The organism is Pseudomonas sp. B21-028, from assembly GCF_024749045.1.
Taxonomy (GTDB): domain Bacteria; phylum Pseudomonadota; class Gammaproteobacteria; order Pseudomonadales; family Pseudomonadaceae; genus Aquipseudomonas.
Genome location: NZ_CP087184.1, coordinates 1562506 through 1581177, shown reverse-complemented (window position 1 = coordinate 1581177; position 18672 = coordinate 1562506). Strand labels below are relative to the sequence as shown.

Here is an 18672-nt window from a genome sequence, read left to right as displayed (position 1 = left end):
CAGCGGTGGGTGAACTGGGTGATCGGACGTACACCCACGATTACACAGAGGATAGCGCAGGCAATCAGGGCACCCGAGAAATTGATTGCAATAAGCCATCTATTTACCAGGGGTATGGCCGGGCTGCCCATCAGGGCGTCGTGAAGAACACCATCCCGGCATAAGGTGCCTGCCGACAGGCCTCCAGCCGGGACGCGAGGTCACCCACATGGATCTCAAGCTTATGCCCGTCCGGGTCGAGAAAATAAAACGAATCGCCTTCGCTACGGTTGTCCCGCCATGACGTTACCTGCGCGGCGCTCAGTCGTGCCACCAGCACCGGAAAATGTTCGGCAGCCAGGCCGAATGCGTAATGGGTGTAGTCCGCCACGGGTTCGGTCTTACGCTGAGGGTCGAGAGCCAGGCACAACCACAACCCGGGCAGGGACAGATAGGCCCCGCTGTCCCACCTGGCCTCGAGACGCAGCTGCAACAGTTCACGATAGAACCCGACGCTTCGATCCAGATCGATGACGGCAAGGGTCAGGTGATTGAGGCCTGAAAGCATCGACAGCGATCCCCAAAGAAAGAAATGAATGTTACGCCCGTTTACCGATGCCTTGACAGCGCTTCAGGCCAGACAAACCCAGCGGATCCAGGCCCATCCGGCTAAACCCACCGAGCTCCGACTGCCCGAAGGGATTCCCCGTCCACGTTCATAGGCAAGGTCCTACACCGAAGACTCCAGCAGCCCTCAAGCACGCCGGAAACAGCCGATTCAAAGCCCTGCGCGGTGGTCTGTAAAGTCCGGAAACACACAGATATTGAAACAACCCACGGACAGCAGCTCTCAACCAAGGAATGTCATCGCACCATGAACCAGATCGCGCAACCCACTCATCGTTTCACCAACTACCGCAAGGTCATCTCCCTGGCGGATCAGGACTGGCAGTGCGCCGAGGCCGGGAAAATCTCGGGGCTCAATGTCGAGGTCAAGACGCCCAACGTCCTGGTCGACCAGTACGGCCGTACCCTCCACCACTTCTGTACGACGTCCTACCTGGGCCTGGACTATCACCCCGCCCTGCTGGATGGCGCCATGACTGCACTCTGGGAAACCGGAACCCTGCGTGTCGCCGACTCGAAGAACCGCTGCAAGCTGGCGATTCTGGCCCAGTACGAAACCCAGCTGTCGGAGCTGTTCGGCGCCAGTTGCCTGAGTGCCTTGTCCTGCAGCGCGGCCAGCGCCGGGATCCTGCCGCTGCTGGCCAGCGGCGCATTCACAGGCAATCGGCCACCCGCCATGGTCTTCGACAAGCATGCCCACTGTTCGATGAACCACTTCAAGACCGCCTGCGCCGATGAAACGCAGGTCATCACCTGCCCCCACAACGACATGAACTTCATCGAGGACTTGTGCAAGCGAGAGCGCAACGTCGCCTACGTGACTGACAGTGCCTACAGCATGGGCGGCATGGCGGACCTGGACAGCCTGCTGTTTCTCAAGCAGCGGTATGGCCTGTTCCTGTATATGGACGACTCCCACGCGTTGTCCACCGTCGGCAAATGCGGTGCGGGGCTGGTCCGTTCGCGTCTGCCTGCCGTGGACGATCGCACACTGATCGTCGCCTCGCTGGCCAAATCTTTCGGCGCCAGTGGCGGGTTGGCCATGTTCGGCAGTGAGCGGCATAAAGCACTGGTGCAGCGTTACGGTGGGCCGAGCAGTTGGTCCCAGAGCCTGAACGCAGCGGCCATTGGTGCCGGCATGGCCTCGATCCGCCTGCACCGCAGCCGGGAGCTGGTCTCGTTGCAGGAGCGTTTGCAGGCTAATATCCGCGTCTTCGACAACCTTGTCCGTACCGAACAGCACGGCAACCCGATGGCGATACGTCTGGTGCCCTGCGGTGAAGCCACCTTGGCCAACCGCCTGGCGGTTGAGCTGGCGGAGCTGGGATACCTCACTTCGGCAGTCTTTTTCCCCGTGGTGCCACAAGATAAGGCGGCCATACGCATAACCCTGCGCGCCGACATGGAAACGAGCGTGATCCAGTCTTTTTGCAAACAGATCACCAACCTGCTGCAGGCCCACGGGCGTGATATCCGCCCCTGACGCGGGTCCTCGATGAAAAGCCGTACAACCCTGATCGTCACTTGCACCACCGTTGCGCTGTACACACTGCTGGCGGTGGCGGCCATGGCCTGCGTGAAGGCCATGGCGTCTCGGGGTCGCTAGAACGCGTTGCGGAAAATTTCCTCGATCTGCCGTTGATCGGCTGCCCGCGGGTTGGTCAGGCCGCAGGCGTCTTTCAGGGCGTTGGCGGCCAGTACCGGCACGTCATCGAGGCGCATGCCCAATTCACGCAGGCCGGCCGGGATCTCCACGTCCCGGGCCAGGCTGACGATCGCGGCGATGGCGGCCCGGGCGCCTTCCTCCGGGCTGGATCGAAGCGTATCGACCCCCATGGCACGGCCCACATCGGTCAGACGCGTGGCGCACACCGAGGCATTGAAACTCTGCACATGGGGCAACAGCACCGCGTTGCACACGCCGTGGGGCAAGTCATAGAAACCGCCCAACTGGTGAGCCATGGCGTGCACGAAACCCAGCGAAGCATTGTTGAATGCCATCCCTGCGAGGAACTGCGCGTAGGCCATATTCTCCCGTGCCGCCAGATCATTGCCGTCACGCACCGCCAGGCGCAGGTTGTTGCTGATCAGGATGATGGCTTTCAAGGCACAGGCATCGGTGATCGGGCTGGCGGCGGTGGACACGTAGGCTTCGACCGCGTGGGTCAGCGCATCCATGCCCGTCGCAGCCGTCAGTCCCTTGGGCATTGCCACCATCAGCGCCGGGTCGTTGACTGACATGAGCGGCGTCACGTTACGGTCGACAATCGCCATTTTCACGTGGCGCGATTCGTCGGTAATGATGCAGAAGCGAGTCATCTCACTGGCGGTGCCGGCCGTGGTGTTGATGGCGATCAGCGGCAATTGCGGCTTGCCCGACCGGTCGACACCCTCGTAGTCGCGGATCTGCCCGCCATTGGTGGCGCACAGGGCAATGCCCTTGGCGCAGTCATGAGGCGAACCGCCGCCCAGCGACACCACGAAATCGCATTGGCTTTCTTTCAACAATCCCAGGCCATTCTCGACGTTCGCGGTGCTCGGGTTGGGCTTGGCGCCGTCGAATATCACCGACTCGATGTCCTGCAGCGCCAGCAGGCCGGCCACCTTGTCCGCAACGCCGGCCTTGGCCAGCCCCGCGTCGGTCACGATCAAGGCCTTGCGAAAACCGTAGTTGCGAATGGCGGTCATGGCCTCGTCGAGGCAACCCAGCCCCATGACGTTCACGGCGGGAATGAAAAAAGTGCTACTCATGGGACACGCTCCTGAAGGGGCCGGATCGGCACGGGCCCACAGGATTGACCAATCAGTCACGCGGCTCCTTGATCTGGCTCAAGAGTCGGTCGTGATAAAGTCGCGCCCTGCCCTTGCCACGTTTTGAGATGACTTTCCAATGACCGACTTCCAGGAATACGACGCCCGGCTTGAAGATTGGGGGACCTTGCGCGCCCATACCGCTTTCAGCGGGCTACTGGTGGGCAATGGCGCCAGCCGCACCGTATGGGATGATTTCGGCTATGACTCGCTGTTCGAAAACGCCCGCACCGTCGAGGAAAAGCCCCTGAGCCCGTCGGAGTTGAGCGTGTTCGACGCGCTGCAGACCCGCAGCTTCGAACAGGTGCTCAGTGCGCTGAAAGCCACCAGCCGGGTCAACAAGGCCCTCGCCGTCAGCTCCGCCGCCCCGCGCAATCGCTACTACGCGATCAAGGAAGCGCTGATCAACACCGTGCACGCGGTGCACATTCCATGGCGGCTGGTGCAGCCGTCGACCCTGGCAACGCTCAACCAGGAGTTGAGCCGCTATGCCACGGTGTTCACCACCAACTACGACCTGCTCAACTACTGGGCGATCCAGCATGCGCCGCAGGCCATCACCGATCTGTTCATCGGTGCCGAGCACAGTTTCGATCTGAACCAGGTGACCACGGACAAACCGCGCTTGTTGTACCTGCACGGAGGCCTGCATCTGGTGCGCAACCAGGACGGCACGGCGCGCAAGCTCACGTCCACCGAAGGTACGCTGCTGGGCAATTTCGCCATCAACAACACCCTCAAGACCCTCGACGACGTACCGTTGTTCGTCAATGAAGGCCCGAGCGAGGACAAGCTCAAGACCATCCGCAGTTCCGACTACCTGTCGTTCTGCTACGACCAACTGCTGCACCACGGTGACAATCTGTGCCTGTTCGGCCAAGCCCTGGGCGAGCAGGACCAGCACATCGTCCGCGCCCTGCGCCAGGCGAAACCCCGCACCATGGCAATCTCGATCTACCCTCGCAGCCAGGCGTTCATCCAGCACCAGAAGCGCCATTACGCCAAGCTGTTCCAGGGGTTGGACATGGAACTGCGGTTCTTCGATGCCAAGAGCCATCCGCTGGGCGATCCGCAGCTGTCGGTGCCGGTGGAGGTGTAGAAATAGAATCAGCGCAAAAGCCTGTGGCGAGGGGATTTATCCCCGCTGGGGTGCGTAGCAGCCCTCATCATGGCAACTCGGAGTGTCAGATGGATCTGAGGTATTTCACTTTTGGGGGCGCTACGCACCCCAGCGGGGATAAATCCCCTCGCCACAGGAAACGCGTCGCGGCATCGGTTGCTTTCAAAGCGCCAACAGGGTCTTGTCCTTGATCACCGTACTCGGCCCGTTCGCCTTGACGCTGGCAATGCCCTTGTCCCGGGCGGCGTCCGATGAATAGGCTTCACTGCTGCCGATCACTTCATGGTTGGCGGCCTTGAGATTGAAATAGGGATGGCCGTCCCTGGTGTTCTTGAGCTCATAGCGCTCGGCCAACGGGCTGTTCTTCTGCACCGCGGCGATGCCCCCGTCGGCACCGCTACGGGTGGTGTACAACTCGCTGGTCAAGATCGTTTCGGCATTGGCTGCCTTGAGCACGAACCGAAACTGGCCACTGCTGTTCTTGCTGATTTCGTACCATCCGGACATGATCATTTCCTTGAGAGGTCAAAAGCCTCAAGAGTAAAGACCCGTCCCGCCGGCTCTGCCAGTCGGCGCCACTACAGGGTGATGGCCGTGCCCAATAGCGTCAGGAACCCCGCCAGCCAGTTCGGATGAGCGGGCCAGGCCGGTGCGGTCGCCAGGTTGCCCTGGACATGACCTTCGGTCACCGGAATGTCGATGAAGGTCCCGCCCGCCAAGCGCACTTCCGGAGCACAGGCCGGATAGGCGCTGCACTCACGCCCCTCCAGAATGCCCGCCGCCGCCAGCAATTGCGCGCCATGGCACACTGCGGCGATCGGCTTGCCCGCCACGTCGAAATCGCGCACCAGTTGCAGGACTTTTTCATTCAGGCGCAGGTATTCCGGCGCTCGCCCGCCGGGAATCAGCAGCGCGTCGTAGTCAGCCACGCCGACACCGAAAAAATCATGATTCAGGGTGAACAGATGGCCCGGTTTCTCGCTGTAGGTCTGGTCGCCGTCGAAGTCGTGGATCGCCGTGCGCACGGTCTGCCCGGCGGTCTTGTCAGGGCACACCGCGTGCACGGTGTGGCCGATCATCTGCAAGGCCTGGAACGGCACCATCACTTCATAGTCTTCGACGTAATCGCCGACCAGCATCAGGATTTTCTTTGCGGCCATGGGTTGGACTCCTTTGGGCATGCGTGAGGGGTGAACGCATTAAAGGTAGTCCGGTGGGGAGGGCTTCACTTGTCATCTGACGGGCTGCACGACGATGGAGGCTGAATGTTGTTCTGTGGGAGCAAAGCTTGCTCGCGATTCAGCGCCGAGGTTCAGCAGCACAATTGAGTCATCGTTCATCGCGAGCAAGCTATGCTCCCACAGCGTTGCATCTGTCCCGCATCAGGGGAGGTAACCGTCAGCCCGCAACAGCGTTTCGAGGCAATGCTCGGTGATGTGGTAGAACGCCTTCAGTTCCTGGATCTTCGCCAGCAACTCGGCCGGATCGATCGGCGTGGCGCGTTTGACCGCCAGGATCATCTTGTTCTTGTTGGTGTGTTCCAGGGAAATGAACTCGAACACTTTGGTTTCGTAGCCACAGGCCTCCAGGAACAGCGCTCGCAGGCTGTCGGTGACCATTTCCGCCTGCTGGCCCAGGTGCAGGCCGTATTGCAACATCGGCTTGAGCAACGCCGGGCTCTGGATCTGCAAGCGGATCTGCTTGTGGCAGCACGGCGAGCACATGATGATCGAGGCGCCCGAGCGGATGCCCATGTGGATCGCGTAGTCGGTGGCGATGTCGCAGGCATGCAAGGCGATCATCACGTCCACCGCGCTCGGCGCCACGCTGCGCACGTCGCCGTGCTGGAAGCTCAGGCCCGGGTGTTCCAGGCGCCCGGCAGCCTCGTTGCACAGCCGCACCATGTCCTCGCGCAACTCGACGCCGGTCACCACGCCTTCGGCCTGCAAGGTGTTGCACAGGTAGTCGTGAATGGCGAAGGTCAGGTAGCCCTTGCCCGAACCGAAATCCGACACCCGTACCGGTTTGTCCAGGTCCAGCGGGGAAGAGGTCAGCGCATGGCTGAAGACTTCGATGAACTTGTTGATCTGCTTCCACTTGCGCGACATGGCCGGGATCAGCTCGTGCTTGTGGTTGGTCACACCCAGGTCGGCCAGGAACGGCCGACTCAGGTCGAGGAAGCGGTTTTTCTCGCGGTTGTGTTCCACCGAGGGCACTTCACGCAGTTGCTGGGGCTTGCTCCTGAACAGTGAAGACTTGCCTTTCTTGCTGTACTCCAACTGCGCTTCGTCGGTGACCGTCAGCAAATGAGCGTTCTTGAAGGATGCCGGCAACAACGCCGCGAGGGTCGCCACGCCTTCGGCCAGTGGGAAATTCTTGGTGATGTCGCGGGTTTTGTAGCGGTAGACGAAGGACAGGCAAGGCTGCTCCTTGACCGTCAGTTGCTTGATGATCAGCCGTTGGAGGTCCGCTTCGTCGCCGACATGCCTGGCCAGCACCAGTTTGATGAAAGCATTCTGGTCGAGGCTGGCCTGCAGCAGCTCGATGAACTCGGCGTGATGATCCGGCGCGGGACGGGCGGTGGTGGTAACGGACATGAACAAGCGGCCTCGGGGCGGGCGGATCGGGAATGGCGGGTATTTTAAGGGGGATGAGGTGTCAGGGCACGAGGAATTGTTGTGGCGAGGGGATTTATCCCCGCTGGGCTGCGAAGCAGCCCCAACAGGATCAACTCCAATCAATCTGATACACCGATATGGCACTTTTAGGGCTGCTGCACAGCCCAGCGGGGATAAATCCCCTCGCCACAACGGAACCCGATAGGAAGCCTCAGCCTAAAACCACCAACCGGTTCGGCAGTTCATTGCGTTCGTGGGTCACCGGCACATGTTCCTTGAGCAATTCGCCGCAGGCTTCGATGCAGGTCACGAAGCCCTGCAAGGTCTGCCCCTGGCGGACCTGCTCGGTGAAGGCCGCGACAATGGCATCCCAGTTCCGGTTGTCGAGACGCTTGGAAATGCCTTCGTCCACCAGGATCTCCACGTAGCGCTCGGCCTCGCAGACAAAGATCAGCATTCCGGTGCTGCCCACGGTGTGGTGCAGGTTCTGTTCGAGAAACTGCCGGCGAGCCAGGTTGGACGCCCGCCAGTGGCGCACCGAGCGGGGGATCAGGTGAGTGGTGATCTTCGGAATGCGAAACATCAGGCACAGCACGATGAAGCTGATCCACTGCACCAGCAACAGGCTGTGCATGGTCAACCAGCCCGTCAGGTAATGCAGCACACCTGGCACCACCAGGGCCAGCAGGCTGGCCCACAGCAGCGGGATGTAGGCATAGTCGTCGGCGCGCGCAGCGAGCACCGTGACCAGTTCGGCGTCGGTATCCCGCTCGACCCGGGCGATGGCTTCGGCCACCTTGCGTTGTTCGTGTTCAGTCAGTAATGCCATGATTAGAAGTGCCTGCTCATTATTATTGTCACCAGCCGCCCGACGAACCGCCGCCCCCGAAACTGCCACCGCCGCCGCTGAAACCACCGCCTCCGCCACCGCCGAAGCCACCGCCGCCAAAGCCTCCCCCTCTTGAGCCGCTGGAGCCGCCTCCCCCGGCCGGCAAGATCCCCAGCACCTGGCAGACCATGATCGTGACGATGAACAACATCACCAGCATCACGAATGTCCATGGATGACGCGAGACAAAGTCGCCCTCCTCCTGCTCGCCTGAAGAGTACGCGGCAGCCGGCTCATCCAGAGGGCTACCGCCCAGCACCACCAGCATCGCCGCCACGCCGTCGCTGATGCCTTTGTTGAAATTGCCGGTCTTGAAGGCCGGGGTGATGACCTGGTTGATGATCACCGAACTCTGGGCATCGGTCAGACGATCTTCCAGGCCGTAGCCCACTTCGATTCGCAGTTTGCGATCATCCCGGGCCACGATCAGCAGTGCCCCATTGTTCTTGTCCTTCTGCCCGATGCCCCAGTGGCGTCCCAACTGATAGCCGAAGTCTTCGATGCTGGAACCTTGCAGGTCAGGCAGCGTGACGACGACCACCTGTTCCCCGGTCGCCTGTTCATGGGCCTTGAGCTGCGCGTCCAGCTGTTCGCGCACCGACGGCTGGAGCAACTGGGCAGTGTCCACCACCCGGCCGGTCAGCGCCGGAAACTTCAACTCGGCCTGGGCCGTGACTGCAAACACCCAGAGCAACAGCACCAGGCCAAATTTCAACACACGCATTGGAACTCCTGTGGGAGCGGGCTTGCTCGCGAAAGCGGTGGGTCAGCGGGCAACAATCATTGGATGTGCTGCCGCCTTCGCGGGCAAGCCCGCTCCCACAACGCTTCAGGCTGCCGGGTATCGGTCAGAATTTCACCTGTGGCGCTTTCTCGGCGTCAGGGCTGGTGGCCTCGAAGGTCTGGCGGATCGGAAGGTCGCTGTACATCACGCTGTGCCACAACCGCCCCGGGAAAGTCCGGATCTCGGTGTTGTACTTCTGCACCGCCAGGATGAAGTCGCGACGGGCCACGGCGATGCGGTTCTCGGTGCCTTCGAGCTGCGATTGCAGCGCCAGGAAGTTCTGGTTGGCCTTGAGGTCCGGGTAGCGCTCGGACACTACCATCAGGCGGCTCAGCGCGCCGGTCAACTGATCCTGGGCCTGTTGGAACTGCTTGAGCTTCTCCGGGTTGTCCAGCGTGGTGGCATCGACCTGGATCGAGGTGGCCTTGGCCCGCGCCTCGATGACGGCGGTCAGGGTTTCCTGCTCGTGCTGGGCATAGCCCTTGACGGTTTCCACCAGGTTCGGGATCAGGTCGGCGCGGCGCTGATACTGGTTCTGCACCTGGCCCCAGGCAGCCTTGGCCTGTTCGTCGAGGGTCGGAATCGTGTTGATGCCGCAACCGGCCAGCAGTGAGGTGAACAGCATCAGGGCCAGCATTCGCAAGCCGCTTTGGTGGTTCAATCGTAGATTCATCGGGTGAAGCTCTCCCTTGCCTTTATATTGGAAAACACGGCCACCTATCCCACCGGTGTCTGGGGCATAATCTGCCGCCGCACTGGATTGAAACGGATCGATGGGCTAAAAGATGCGCAGTGCGAAACTAAGTTCAGCCCCATGGGTTCGAAAGTGTGCTGCATTTGACCGAACAACAATAGCCACTCCTCACATTTCGGCTGACGGCGTGTCCTGATTACCGCCTTTGGGCCTGCGAGAAAACTATTCATGAAGAAGCTGTGTTTGCTGGGCCTGTTTGTCAGTCTGGCCAGTCAATCCGTATTAGCCGACAACCTGCCAGCCCCCATAGAGAACAAGGACGCGTTCATCAGCAACCTGATGAAACAGATGACCCTCGATGAAAAGATCGGCCAGTTGCGCCTGATCAGCATCGGCCCGGAAATGCCCCGGGAGATGATCCGCAAGGAAATCGCCGCCGGCAACATCGGCGGCACGTTCAACTCCATCACCCGTGATGAAAACCGTCCGATGCAGGACGCGGCCATGCGCAGCCGGCTGAAGATCCCGATGTTCTTCGCCTATGACGTGATCCACGGCCACCGCACCATTTTCCCGATTCCCCTGGCCCTGGCTTCGAGCTGGGACATGGACGCCATCTATCACTCCGGCCGCATCGCCGCCCAGGAAGCCGCCGCCGACAGCCTGGACATCACGTTCGCGCCGATGGTCGACATTTCCCGCGACCCACGCTGGGGCCGGACCTCCGAGGGTTTTGGCGAAGACACCTACCTGGTGTCGCGTATTGCCGGGGTGATGGTCAAGGCGTTCCAGGGCAACGGCGCCAACGCGGCCGACAGTATCATGGCCAGCGTCAAGCACTTCGCCCTGTACGGCGCCGTTGAAGGTGGCCGGGACTACAACACCGTGGACATGAGCCCGGTGAAAATGTACCAGGACTACCTGCCGCCCTACCGCGCCGCCATCGACGCCGGTGCCGGCGGGGTGATGGTAGCGTTGAACTCCATCAACGGCGTGCCGGCCACGGCCAACACCTGGCTGATGAACGGCCTGCTGCGCAAGGAATGGGGCTTCAAGGGCCTGGCCGTCAGCGATCACGGCGCCATCTTCGAACTGATCAAGCACGGTGTGGCCCGGGATGGTCGCGAAGCGGCGAAGCTGGCGATCAAGGCCGGCATCGACATGAGCATGAACGACTCGCTGTATGGCAAGGAGTTGCCGGGGCTGCTCAAGTCCGGCGAGATCGAGCAGAGCGACATCGACAATGCCGTGCGTGAAGTGCTCGTCGCCAAGTACGACATGGGCCTGTTCAAGGACCCGTACCTGCGCATCGGCAAGGCCGAGGATGACCCGGCCGACACCTACGCCGAAAGCCGACTGCACCGCAGCGATGCCCGCGACGTGGCACGCCGCAGCCTGGTTCTGCTGGAAAATCGCAACCAGACCCTGCCCCTGAAGAAGAACGCGAAAATCGCCCTGGTCGGCCCGCTGGCCAAGGCACCGATCGACATGATGGGCAGCTGGGCCGCCGCCGGTCGCCCCGCGCAGTCGGTCACCCTGTTCGACGGCATGAGCCGCGCCCTCGGTGGTGACGCCAAGTTCATCTATGCCCGTGGCGCCAACATCACCAGCGACAAGAAAGTGCTCGACTACCTGAACTTCCTCAACTTCGACGCCCCGGAAGTGGTGGACGATCCGCGCCCGGCCCAGGTACTGATCGACGAAGCGGTGAAAGCCGCCAAGCAAGCCGATGTGGTGGTGGCCGCCGTGGGTGAATCCCGTGGCATGTCCCACGAGTCTTCGAGCCGCACCGACCTGAACATCCCCGCCAGCCAGCGCGAGCTGATCAAGGCCCTGAAGGCCACCGGCAAGCCGCTGGTGCTGGTGCTGATGAACGGCCGTCCGCTGTCGCTGCTGGAAGAAAAGCAGCAGGCCGATGCAATCCTGGAAACCTGGTTCAGCGGTACCGAAGGCGGCAACGCCATCGCCGACGTGCTGTTCGGCGACTACAACCCGTCTGGCAAACTGCCGATCACTTTCCCGCGCTCGGTGGGTCAGATTCCGACCTACTACAACCACCTGAGCATTGGCCGTCCGTTCACCCCGGGCAAGCCAGGCAACTATACCTCGCAGTACTTCGATGACACCACCGGCCCGCTGTACCCGTTCGGCTACGGCCTGAGCTACACCGAGTTCAGCCTGTCGGACATGGCCCTGTCTTCCACCACGCTGAACAAGACCGGCAAGCTCGACGCCAGCGTGACTGTGGAGAACACCGGCAAGCGTGACGGCGAAACCGTGGTGCAGCTGTACATCCAGGACGTGACCGGCTCGATGATCCGCCCGGTGAAGGAACTGAAGAACTTCCAGAAGGTGATGCTCAAGGCCGGCGAGAAGAAGGTCATTCACTTCACCATCAACGAAGACGACCTGAAGTTCTACAACGCCCAGCTCAAGTACGCTGCCGAGCCAGGCAAATTCAATGTGCAGATCGGCCTGGACTCCCAGGATGTGAAGCAGCAGAGTTTTGAGTTGCTCTGACGCCAGAGCGACATGACTCCCCTGTGGGAGCGAGCCTGCTCGCGATAGCGGTGAATCAGTCAACCACTCAGTCGGCTGACATACCGCTATCGCGAGCAGGCTCGCTCCCACATTTGGATTCTCGGTGTATCGTCAGCCTCGCCGATCCAGCAGATTCACCACCACCCGATCCACCAATCCCCACAGCCGCTGCTTGAAACGCTTCCACAACGGCCGGCGCTGCCAGGCGTCGAGGCTGACTTGCAGGCTTTGGCTGAAGTCCTGCTCGAAACTGGCCGCCACTGCACGGCTGAGCCTGGAATCCAGGGCTTCGAGGTTCGCTTCCAGGTTGAAGCGCAGGTTCCAGTGGTCGAAATTGCACGAACCGATGCTGACCCAATCGTCCACCAGTACCATCTTCAGGTGCAGGAAACACGGCTGGTACTCGAAGATCTTCACACCGGCCTTGAGCAGGCGCGGGTAGTAGCGGTGCCCGGCGTAACGCACGGACGGATGATCGGTGCGCGGGCCGGTGAGCAACAGACGCACGTCGATGCCCCGGGCGGCGGCCTTGCGCAAGGAGCGACGCACGTTCCAGGTCGGCAGGAAATACGGCGTCGCCATCCAGATGCGTTTCTGGCCGCTGTTCAGGGCCCGGGACAACGATTGCAGGATATCGCGGTGCTGGCGGGCGTCCGCATACGCCACCCGGCCCATGCCCTCGCCCGCCGGAGGCACCCGGGGCAGACGCGGCAGACCGAAGTTGGACGCGGGCTTCCAGGCCCGGCGATGACGGTTGGCGAGCCACTGGCGATCGAACAGCAGTTGCCAGTCCAGTACCATCGGGCCGACGATTTCCACCATGACTTCGTGCCAGTCGCTGCGGTCGTCGAGGGGGTTCCAGAACTCATCGGTCACCCCGGTACCGCCGACCACCGCCAGACGCTGGTCCACCAACAGCAGCTTGCGGTGGTCGCGGTAGAGATTACGCACCCAGCGGCGCCAGCTCAGGCGGTTGTAGAAACGCAGTTCCACACCGGCTTCGATCAGACGGTTACGCAAGCTCAGGGTAAACGCCAGGCTGCCGTAGTCATCGAACAGGCAACGCACCCGGACACCGCGCTCGGCAGCCTGGACCAGGGCCTGGACCATCGCTTCGGCGCAGGCGCCCGCCTCCACCAGATACAGCTCCAGTTCGACTTGCTCCTGGGCGCGGGCTATTTCCACGAGCATGCGCGGAAAGAACTGCGGACCGTCGATCAACAGCTCGAACCGATTGCCTTCACGCCAGGGAAAGACCGGGCCGCTCATGTCAGCGCGCCGTGAAGATCAGCACCGCATTCACCGGCACCGAAAGGCTGATGGCCGACAGCCCGGCCATTTTTCGCAACGTCTCCAGCCCCGGTGCCAGATCGAAGTCCGCCGCGTTGAGCACCACCGGCTCCAGGGTCACTACCTGGAAGCGGCGTTCATCCAGGCGCGTGGCCAGGAGTTCGACGTTGTATTCGTGTTGCTTGCCGTGCAAATCCACGGTCAGCGGCAGGCGCAGTTCCAGTTGTGCGCCGTTGGCCAGGTCCTGGATCGGCAACAGATCGATCTGCGCAGTGACGGTGGCTTCGCCGAACTGCTTGATGTCGAACAGTTCGGCGCGCATGCGCTCGTCCCGCAGGGGAATGCCGCTGTTGATCGACTCCAGTTCCACTTCCAGCCGCGCCAACCCCTTGGGCTGGACCTGGCCATGCAGCACCAGAAAGCGCTGGACCTCGGAAACGTTGCCGTTCTTGCTGCTGATGAACGACAACCGTGACGACTCACCGTCCAGGTACCAATCAGCCCGGGCGGGCAGCACAGCGCCGGCCAGCAGCAAGGTCGCGACAGCGAGGGAAAGAAACCGCTTGAACATACACACTCGGAGGGCAGATAAACCTGTGGCGAACCTTAACCGGGCCGAGGGCGCTTGCAAACTGTCTGTTTAACCAATCGCCCGGCCCGCAAACTCCTTGTGGTGAGGAGATTTACCTGTGGTTAGGGAATTTATCTGTGGCGAGGGGATTTATCCCCGTTGGGTTGCGAAGCGACCCCAGGATCTATCAACCACTGCAATGAATCAGGTAGGACGCAGGGGGTCGCTTCGCAACCCAGCGGGGATAAATCCCCTCGCCACAGATGAATCCCCAGTCACAGAACCATCCGCTTGCCATATTGGGTTCGCGTCGCTCCAGGCTCACGGCTCCAACCGACACCCCTGCCGTGCCCCCAACCAGCGCGCGCTGTTGCTGCGTCCCAGCCCGGAGACCGTCACGCGTTTCTCTTCAGGGGTTTCGAGAAGGTCGCTGATGGGTACCGACTGTTTCACGTAGCCACGACAGTAGTCGGCCGGTTGCAGCATCACGTAGCGGCACGAGCAATACTCCTTGGCGGTGTAGGCGCTGATGATGTCGGGGAACGCCCGCAGCGCCACCCGATCGATCCAGAGCCAACCGAACAGCGTAATGAGCAGCGCCATCATCAGCGTCAGCAACGGCCTGCGTTTCATGGCTGCACCGCCCCGGCGAACGCCGCCATGACGCGCTTGAGCAATTCGTTATGGCGATAGCTGCCGTCGCGATCATCGCCGTAACGCACGATCACCAGCCTGGCGCTGGGAATCACATACAGCGCCTGCCCCCAATGCCCAAGCGCAGCGTAGGTGTCCGGCGGAGCATCGGGCCAGGGGTGGAGGCTGGGGTCGGCGGCGCGGTTGAGCCACCAGTGTCCGCCGGGCACCGCCTCGTCCTGGCCGGCCTGGAACCGGGCGAAGGGTTCGCGATTGAACGCCACCCACTCCTTGGGAACCAGTTGCCGCTCGCCCCAGCGGCCATCGCGCTGCATCAGCAAGCCGACACGGGCCAGGTCGCGGGCGGTGAGATAGGCGTAGGACGAACCGACAAAGGTACCGCTGGCATCGGTTTCCCAAACCGCATGGCGGATGCCCAGCGGCTCGAACAACGCCGTCCAGGGATAGTCGGGATATCGCGCCGGGCCGACGATATTTTTCAAGGCTGCCGCCAGCAGGTTGCTGTCGCCGCTGGAATAACGGAACGACTGCCCCGGCGGACTGTAGCGCTCGTGTTGCGCAGTGAACGCCGCCATGTCGCGGCGCCCCCGGGTATAGAGCATCGCCACCACCGAGGAATGGAGCGGTGCGTATTCGTAGTCTTCCTGCCAGTCCAGGCCCGAAGCCCAGTGGAAAAGATCGGCCAGGGTCAGGTCCGGCGAGTGGCTCAACGCGGCGTAATACCGGGCCACCGGGTCCTGCAGGGCAAACCGCTGTTCACCGTACGCCACGCCAAACACCGTCGCCATCAGGCTTTTGCTGATGGACCAGGTCAGGTGCGGGGTGTCTGCGGTGGTGGGGCCGGCGTAGCGCTCATAGACCAGACGCCCATCCTGGATCACCAGCAGTGCGTCGGTGCGAATGCCTTGGCGGGTGTCGTCGCCGCGCAGCGGAAAAGCGTACTGCTCGAGGGCTTCGATGGCCGTCCCGGTGGGCCTCTGGCCAGTCGACCATTGCTCGCCGGGCCAGTCTTCGGCATGGGCGCCCAAGTTGAACAGCAGGAGCGGAATCAGGAACCAGCCTTTGCGCATACGGTGGGGCTCGGAGGATTGAACCTGTCGAGCTTAGCCTGGGTTGATGACGGTTCTGATATCTACGCCATTCCCTTGTGGGAGCGAGCCTGCTCGCGATAGCAGGGTATCAGCCAACATCGATGCAACTGATCCACCGCTATCGCGAGCAGGCTCGCTCCCACAGGGCGCCTCCTTGAGGGCTGTCACATAAGCATCACCAAAGCTTCATGGCGATGACACCGGGGCTACATAGCCTGACTTTGCACAACATGGCTGCATAAAGAAAGTCGATTGGCTCACCCCCAAGACGGGTGCACAGCCCGCACGGAGATTCGCTATGACTCAGATCGCCCGCATCAGCGACACCGGCAATGAACGCCGCCTGCAAGCCGAACGCCTGATCGGCGCCCAGGCTTTGCAAGAAGCCCAAGCCCTGCGCTTCAACGTCTTCAGCGGCGAATTCAACGCCAAGCTCAAGGGCGCGGAAATGGGTCTGGACATGGATGACTATGATGTTCACTGCGCCCACATCGGTGTACGCGACCTGAACACCGGGCGCCTCGTGGCGACCACCCGCCTGCTCGACCACCAGGCCGCCAGCAGCCTGGGCCGTTTCTACAGCGAAGAAGAATTCAATCTCCACGGCCTGATCCACCTCAAGGGCCCGATCCTGGAAATCGGCCGCACCTGCGTCGATCCGGCCTACCGCAACGGCGGCACCATCGCGGTGCTCTGGGGCGAACTGGCCGAAGTCCTGAACGAAGGCGCCTACAGCTACCTGATGGGGTGCGCGAGCATTCCGATGCAGGACGGCGGCATCCAGGCCCAGGCGATCATGCAGCGCCTGCGCGAGCGTTACCTGTGCACCGACCACTTGCAAGCCGTGCCGAAAAAGCCGCTGCCGGCCCTCGACGTACCGTCCAATGTCATCGCCGAGATGCCGCCGCTGCTCAAGGCCTACATGCGCCTGGGCGCGAAGATCTGCGGTGAGCCGTGCTGGGACGAAGACTTCCAGGTCGCCGACGTGTTTATCCTGCTCAAGCGCGACGACCTTTGCCCACGCTACGCCCGCCACTTCAAGGCAGCGGTGTAATGAGCCGGTTACGGGTGTACGCGCGTATCGCGCGAGTGCTGCTGGTGGTGGCGCTGGGCCTGACGATGGCCGGCGTGTTCGGCCTGTTCGAGCGTCTGGGGCTCGCCAACTCCATGATGCGTCGTCAACGCTGGTCGAGATTCTTCATGGCGCGCTTGAGCAATGCCCTGCCCTTTTCCGTGACGGTCCACGGTCAGTTGCCGCAACGGCCGATGCTGTGGGTCAGCAATCATGTGTCCTGGACCGATATTCCGCTGCTGGGCATGCTCACGCCATTGTCGTTCCTGTCCAAGGCCGAGGTGCGTACCTGGCCGGTGGCCGGTTGGCTGGCAGCCAAGGCCGGCAGCCTGTTTATCCGGCGCGGGTCAGGTGACAGCCAGTTGATCCGCAAGCAGATGAGTCGCCATCTGGAACAGGCTCATCCGTTGCTGATGTTCCCGGAAGGCACCACCACCGATGGCCGTTCGTTGCGCACCTTCCACGGTCGCCTGCTGTCGGCGGCCATCGATGCCGACGTCGCGCTGCAGCCCGTGGCGATCCGTTACTTGCGCAACGGCGAACCTGATTCGCTGGCGCCGTTCATTGGCGATGACGACTTGCTGTCGCACCTGATGCGCTTGTTCAGCAACGACCTGGGGGATGTGCATATCCACCTGTTGCAACCGATCGCCTGTCATGGCCAGGAACGTGCCGCCCTGGCCTTCCAGGCGCAACAGGCGGTGCACAAGGCCTTGTTCGGTGTGATTCCCGAGAAGCAACAGGCGCCGATGCGCCCGGCCATTGCGGCTTGAGCCGAAATCCTTGCGCAATCCCCTGTGGGAGCGAGCCTGCTCGCGATAGCGGTGTAACAGTCAGCATCTCCATTGAATGTCAGACCGCTATCGCGAGCAGGCTCGCTCCCACAGGTGGCTCGCCGCAAACGTCTGAAGCTGCGGATAGAACAAGCGGAAATCCTCGCTCAACGGTTCATAGAGCCGGATCAACTCCTCCATCGCGCCAGCCAGTTCCTCCGGCCGGGACAGGCGTCGGGAAATGCCCCGCAGCACCTGCCCGAGCACTTCGAATTCCCGATAGGACCCCAGCCAATCATCCGCGGCCATGTAGGGCGCGATTTGCGCAAGGCGTCCCGGCAGTTGCGGTTCGTCGGCCAGCACCCGGTACACCCGGGAGGTGAATTCCGTCAGTGCCCCATCGCCATACAACGCCCAATCCCGGGCCAGGCAATGGTCGAAGAACACGTCCAGCACGATGCCGGCGTAGCGCCGCCGCACCGTGGAAAAACGCGACAATGCGCCATCCACCAACGGGTGCTGGTCGGTGTACTGGTCAATGCGCCGATGCAGGGCAATGCCCGCTTCGATCCGTGGGTCGTAGGTGCCTTGCAGCGGTCCCTTGACGAAATCGCCATAGAGACTGCCGAGCAGTTGTTCCCGGCCGGAGCCGCCAAGATGCAGGTGCGCGAGGTAGTTCATGACGCGTAGCTTAGCATCACCGCGCCCATATCGTTATAACCCGATATAGCGATTTGTTCGGTATTCAGATCGAATCCATATTGGTATATCGCGAAATAACGATTTAAGGTTCGCCTCATCGCGATATAGCGTTTTACTCACCTGAACCCACTGCGAACTGCCCTCATGACCCTTGACCTCGACGAAATAATAAAAGCACTGGCGCACCCGGTACGGCGAGACATCCTCAACTGGCTCAAAGACCCCAAGGTCCAGTTTCCTGAACAATTGCACAACCACGAGTTCGGCATCTGCGCCGGACAGATCGACCAGCGTTGCGGCCTGTCGCAGTCCACGGTGTCGGCCCATCTGGCGGTGTTGCAACGGGCTGGGCTGATCACCAGCCAGAAGGTCGGTCAATGGCACTTCTTCAAACGCAACGAAGAAGTGATCCAGCAGTTCCTCAAGCAAATGAGCCAAGAGCTCTGACAAGGACTC

General features: G+C 61.8%; 19 protein-coding genes. 6 read left to right on the top strand and 13 right to left on the bottom strand.

Annotated features, from left to right (window positions below):
• Positions 1 to 130: 130 nt before the first annotated feature.
• On the bottom strand, positions 131 to 547 hold the full coding sequence (gene fos, locus LOY35_RS07170; protein ID WP_258631722.1) for a fosfomycin resistance glutathione transferase: 417 nt from the start codon (positions 545 to 547) through the stop codon (positions 131 to 133).
• A 306-nt stretch (positions 548 to 853) separates the two neighbouring features.
• On the opposite strand from fos, the gene LOY35_RS07165 reads away from it, so the two are divergent.
• Complete coding sequence (locus LOY35_RS07165; RefSeq protein ID WP_258631721.1) at positions 854 to 2089, top strand: aminotransferase class I/II-fold pyridoxal phosphate-dependent enzyme; 1236 nt, start codon at positions 854 to 856, stop codon at positions 2087 to 2089.
• A gap of 119 nt (positions 2090 to 2208) precedes the next feature.
• Here LOY35_RS07165 and yiaY read toward each other — a convergent pair whose 3' ends face one another.
• Positions 2209 to 3357: an L-threonine dehydrogenase gene (gene yiaY, locus LOY35_RS07160; protein ID WP_258631720.1), complete on the bottom strand. Its 1149-nt coding sequence runs from the start codon at positions 3355 to 3357 to the stop codon at positions 2209 to 2211.
• A gap of 139 nt (positions 3358 to 3496) precedes the next feature.
• Between yiaY and LOY35_RS07155 the strand changes: the two genes are divergently transcribed.
• Positions 3497 to 4516: a DUF4917 family protein gene (locus LOY35_RS07155; protein WP_258631718.1), complete on the top strand. Its 1020-nt coding sequence runs from the start codon at positions 3497 to 3499 to the stop codon at positions 4514 to 4516.
• Between the two features lie 183 nt (positions 4517 to 4699).
• Here LOY35_RS07155 and LOY35_RS07150 read toward each other — a convergent pair whose 3' ends face one another.
• The 6 genes from LOY35_RS07150 to LOY35_RS07120 form a co-directional block, all read right to left on the bottom strand.
• Entirely contained in the window at positions 4700 to 5044 is a 345-nt protein-coding gene (locus LOY35_RS07150; RefSeq protein WP_258631716.1) for a YegP family protein, read from the bottom strand.
• Between the two features lie 71 nt (positions 5045 to 5115).
• Positions 5116 to 5697 (bottom strand): DJ-1/PfpI family protein, encoded by a 582-nt coding sequence (locus LOY35_RS07145; RefSeq protein ID WP_258631715.1) that lies wholly within the window; start codon positions 5695 to 5697, stop codon positions 5116 to 5118.
• 222 nt (positions 5698 to 5919) lie between these two features.
• On the bottom strand, positions 5920 to 7134 hold the full coding sequence (locus LOY35_RS07140) for an SAM-dependent methyltransferase (protein WP_258631714.1): 1215 nt from the start codon (positions 7132 to 7134) through the stop codon (positions 5920 to 5922).
• Positions 7135 to 7366: 232 nt separating this feature from the next.
• Positions 7367 to 7984, bottom strand: a complete 618-nt coding sequence (locus LOY35_RS07135; RefSeq protein WP_258631712.1) for a TPM domain-containing protein — start codon at positions 7982 to 7984, stop codon at positions 7367 to 7369.
• 28 nt (positions 7985 to 8012) lie between these two features.
• On the bottom strand, positions 8013 to 8768 hold the full coding sequence (locus LOY35_RS28385; RefSeq protein WP_309475899.1) for a TPM domain-containing protein: 756 nt from the start codon (positions 8766 to 8768) through the stop codon (positions 8013 to 8015).
• A gap of 124 nt (positions 8769 to 8892) precedes the next feature.
• Positions 8893 to 9501 (bottom strand): LemA family protein, encoded by a 609-nt coding sequence (locus tag LOY35_RS07120; protein ID WP_258631710.1) that lies wholly within the window; start codon positions 9499 to 9501, stop codon positions 8893 to 8895.
• Positions 9502 to 9750: 249 nt separating this feature from the next.
• On the opposite strand from LOY35_RS07120, the gene bglX reads away from it, so the two are divergent.
• On the top strand, positions 9751 to 12042 hold the full coding sequence (bglX, locus tag LOY35_RS07115) for a beta-glucosidase BglX (protein WP_258631708.1): 2292 nt from the start codon (positions 9751 to 9753) through the stop codon (positions 12040 to 12042).
• 132 nt (positions 12043 to 12174) lie between these two features.
• Here bglX and LOY35_RS07110 read toward each other — a convergent pair whose 3' ends face one another.
• From LOY35_RS07110 to LOY35_RS07095, 4 genes are all read right to left on the bottom strand, one after another.
• Positions 12175 to 13332 (bottom strand): phosphatidylserine/phosphatidylglycerophosphate/cardiolipin synthase family protein, encoded by a 1158-nt coding sequence (locus LOY35_RS07110; protein ID WP_258631707.1) that lies wholly within the window; start codon positions 13330 to 13332, stop codon positions 12175 to 12177.
• Between the two features lies 1 nt (position 13333).
• Positions 13334 to 13924: a YceI family protein gene (locus tag LOY35_RS07105; RefSeq protein WP_258631705.1), complete on the bottom strand. Its 591-nt coding sequence runs from the start codon at positions 13922 to 13924 to the stop codon at positions 13334 to 13336.
• 321 nt (positions 13925 to 14245) lie between these two features.
• The gene (locus LOY35_RS07100) at positions 14246 to 14557 is read right to left on the bottom strand and encodes an amidase (protein ID WP_258631703.1); all 312 of its coding nucleotides are present in this window, start codon (positions 14555 to 14557) and stop codon (positions 14246 to 14248) included.
• Positions 14554 to 15648, bottom strand: a complete 1095-nt coding sequence (locus tag LOY35_RS07095; RefSeq protein WP_258631701.1) for a serine hydrolase — start codon at positions 15646 to 15648, stop codon at positions 14554 to 14556. Before LOY35_RS07095 ends, LOY35_RS07100 begins: the two co-directional genes overlap by 4 nt.
• A 319-nt stretch (positions 15649 to 15967) precedes the next feature.
• Here LOY35_RS07095 and olsB point away from each other — a divergent pair, with 319 nt between their 5' ends.
• Positions 15968 to 16723 (top strand): L-ornithine N(alpha)-acyltransferase, encoded by a 756-nt coding sequence (gene olsB, locus LOY35_RS07090; protein WP_258631700.1) that lies wholly within the window; start codon positions 15968 to 15970, stop codon positions 16721 to 16723.
• The gene (locus LOY35_RS07085) at positions 16723 to 17514 is read left to right on the top strand and encodes a lysophospholipid acyltransferase family protein (RefSeq protein ID WP_258631699.1); all 792 of its coding nucleotides are present in this window, start codon (positions 16723 to 16725) and stop codon (positions 17512 to 17514) included. The genes olsB and LOY35_RS07085 overlap by 1 nt, the downstream gene beginning before the upstream one ends.
• Positions 17515 to 17601: 87 nt before the next feature.
• Here the strand turns inward: LOY35_RS07085 and LOY35_RS07080 are convergent, their stop codons facing one another.
• Positions 17602 to 18195 carry an ACP phosphodiesterase gene (locus LOY35_RS07080; protein WP_258631698.1) on the bottom strand — a complete coding sequence of 198 codons (594 nt, stop codon included), beginning with the start codon at positions 18193 to 18195 and terminating at the stop codon, positions 17602 to 17604.
• Between the two features lie 165 nt (positions 18196 to 18360).
• Between LOY35_RS07080 and LOY35_RS07075 the strand changes: the two genes are divergently transcribed.
• Positions 18361 to 18663: a helix-turn-helix transcriptional regulator gene (locus LOY35_RS07075; protein WP_003198672.1), complete on the top strand. Its 303-nt coding sequence runs from the start codon at positions 18361 to 18363 to the stop codon at positions 18661 to 18663.
• Positions 18664 to 18672: the final 9 nt, after the last annotated feature.

Bases quoted from the DNA above. Each gene is read 5' to 3' on its own strand.
- fos (WP_258631722.1), bottom strand. From the start codon at position 547: ATGCTTTCAGGCCTCAATCACCTGACCCTTGCCGTCATCGATCTGGAT.
- LOY35_RS07165 (WP_258631721.1), top strand. From the start codon at position 854: ATGAACCAGATCGCGCAACCCACTCATCGTTTCACCAACTACCGCAAG.
- yiaY (WP_258631720.1), bottom strand. From the start codon at position 3,357: ATGAGTAGCACTTTTTTCATTCCCGCCGTGAACGTCATGGGGCTGGGT.
- LOY35_RS07155 (WP_258631718.1), top strand. From the start codon at position 3,497: ATGACCGACTTCCAGGAATACGACGCCCGGCTTGAAGATTGGGGGACC.
- LOY35_RS07150 (WP_258631716.1), bottom strand. From the start codon at position 5,044: ATGTCCGGATGGTACGAAATCAGCAAGAACAGCAGTGGCCAGTTTCGG.
- LOY35_RS07145 (WP_258631715.1), bottom strand. From the start codon at position 5,697: ATGGCCGCAAAGAAAATCCTGATGCTGGTCGGCGATTACGTCGAAGAC.
- LOY35_RS07140 (WP_258631714.1), bottom strand. From the start codon at position 7,134: ATGTCCGTTACCACCACCGCCCGTCCCGCGCCGGATCATCACGCCGAG.
- LOY35_RS07135 (WP_258631712.1), bottom strand. From the start codon at position 7,984: ATGGCATTACTGACTGAACACGAACAACGCAAGGTGGCCGAAGCCATC.
- LOY35_RS28385 (WP_309475899.1), bottom strand. From the start codon at position 8,768: ATGCGTGTGTTGAAATTTGGCCTGGTGCTGTTGCTCTGGGTGTTTGCA.
- LOY35_RS07120 (WP_258631710.1), bottom strand. From the start codon at position 9,501: ATGAATCTACGATTGAACCACCAAAGCGGCTTGCGAATGCTGGCCCTG.
- bglX (WP_258631708.1), top strand. From the start codon at position 9,751: ATGAAGAAGCTGTGTTTGCTGGGCCTGTTTGTCAGTCTGGCCAGTCAA.
- LOY35_RS07110 (WP_258631707.1), bottom strand. From the start codon at position 13,332: ATGAGCGGCCCGGTCTTTCCCTGGCGTGAAGGCAATCGGTTCGAGCTG.
- LOY35_RS07105 (WP_258631705.1), bottom strand. From the start codon at position 13,924: ATGTTCAAGCGGTTTCTTTCCCTCGCTGTCGCGACCTTGCTGCTGGCC.
- LOY35_RS07100 (WP_258631703.1), bottom strand. From the start codon at position 14,557: ATGAAACGCAGGCCGTTGCTGACGCTGATGATGGCGCTGCTCATTACG.
- LOY35_RS07095 (WP_258631701.1), bottom strand. From the start codon at position 15,648: ATGCGCAAAGGCTGGTTCCTGATTCCGCTCCTGCTGTTCAACTTGGGC.
- olsB (WP_258631700.1), top strand. From the start codon at position 15,968: ATGACTCAGATCGCCCGCATCAGCGACACCGGCAATGAACGCCGCCTG.
- LOY35_RS07085 (WP_258631699.1), top strand. From the start codon at position 16,723: ATGAGCCGGTTACGGGTGTACGCGCGTATCGCGCGAGTGCTGCTGGTG.
- LOY35_RS07080 (WP_258631698.1), bottom strand. From the start codon at position 18,195: ATGAACTACCTCGCGCACCTGCATCTTGGCGGCTCCGGCCGGGAACAA.
- LOY35_RS07075 (WP_003198672.1), top strand. From the start codon at position 18,361: ATGACCCTTGACCTCGACGAAATAATAAAAGCACTGGCGCACCCGGTA.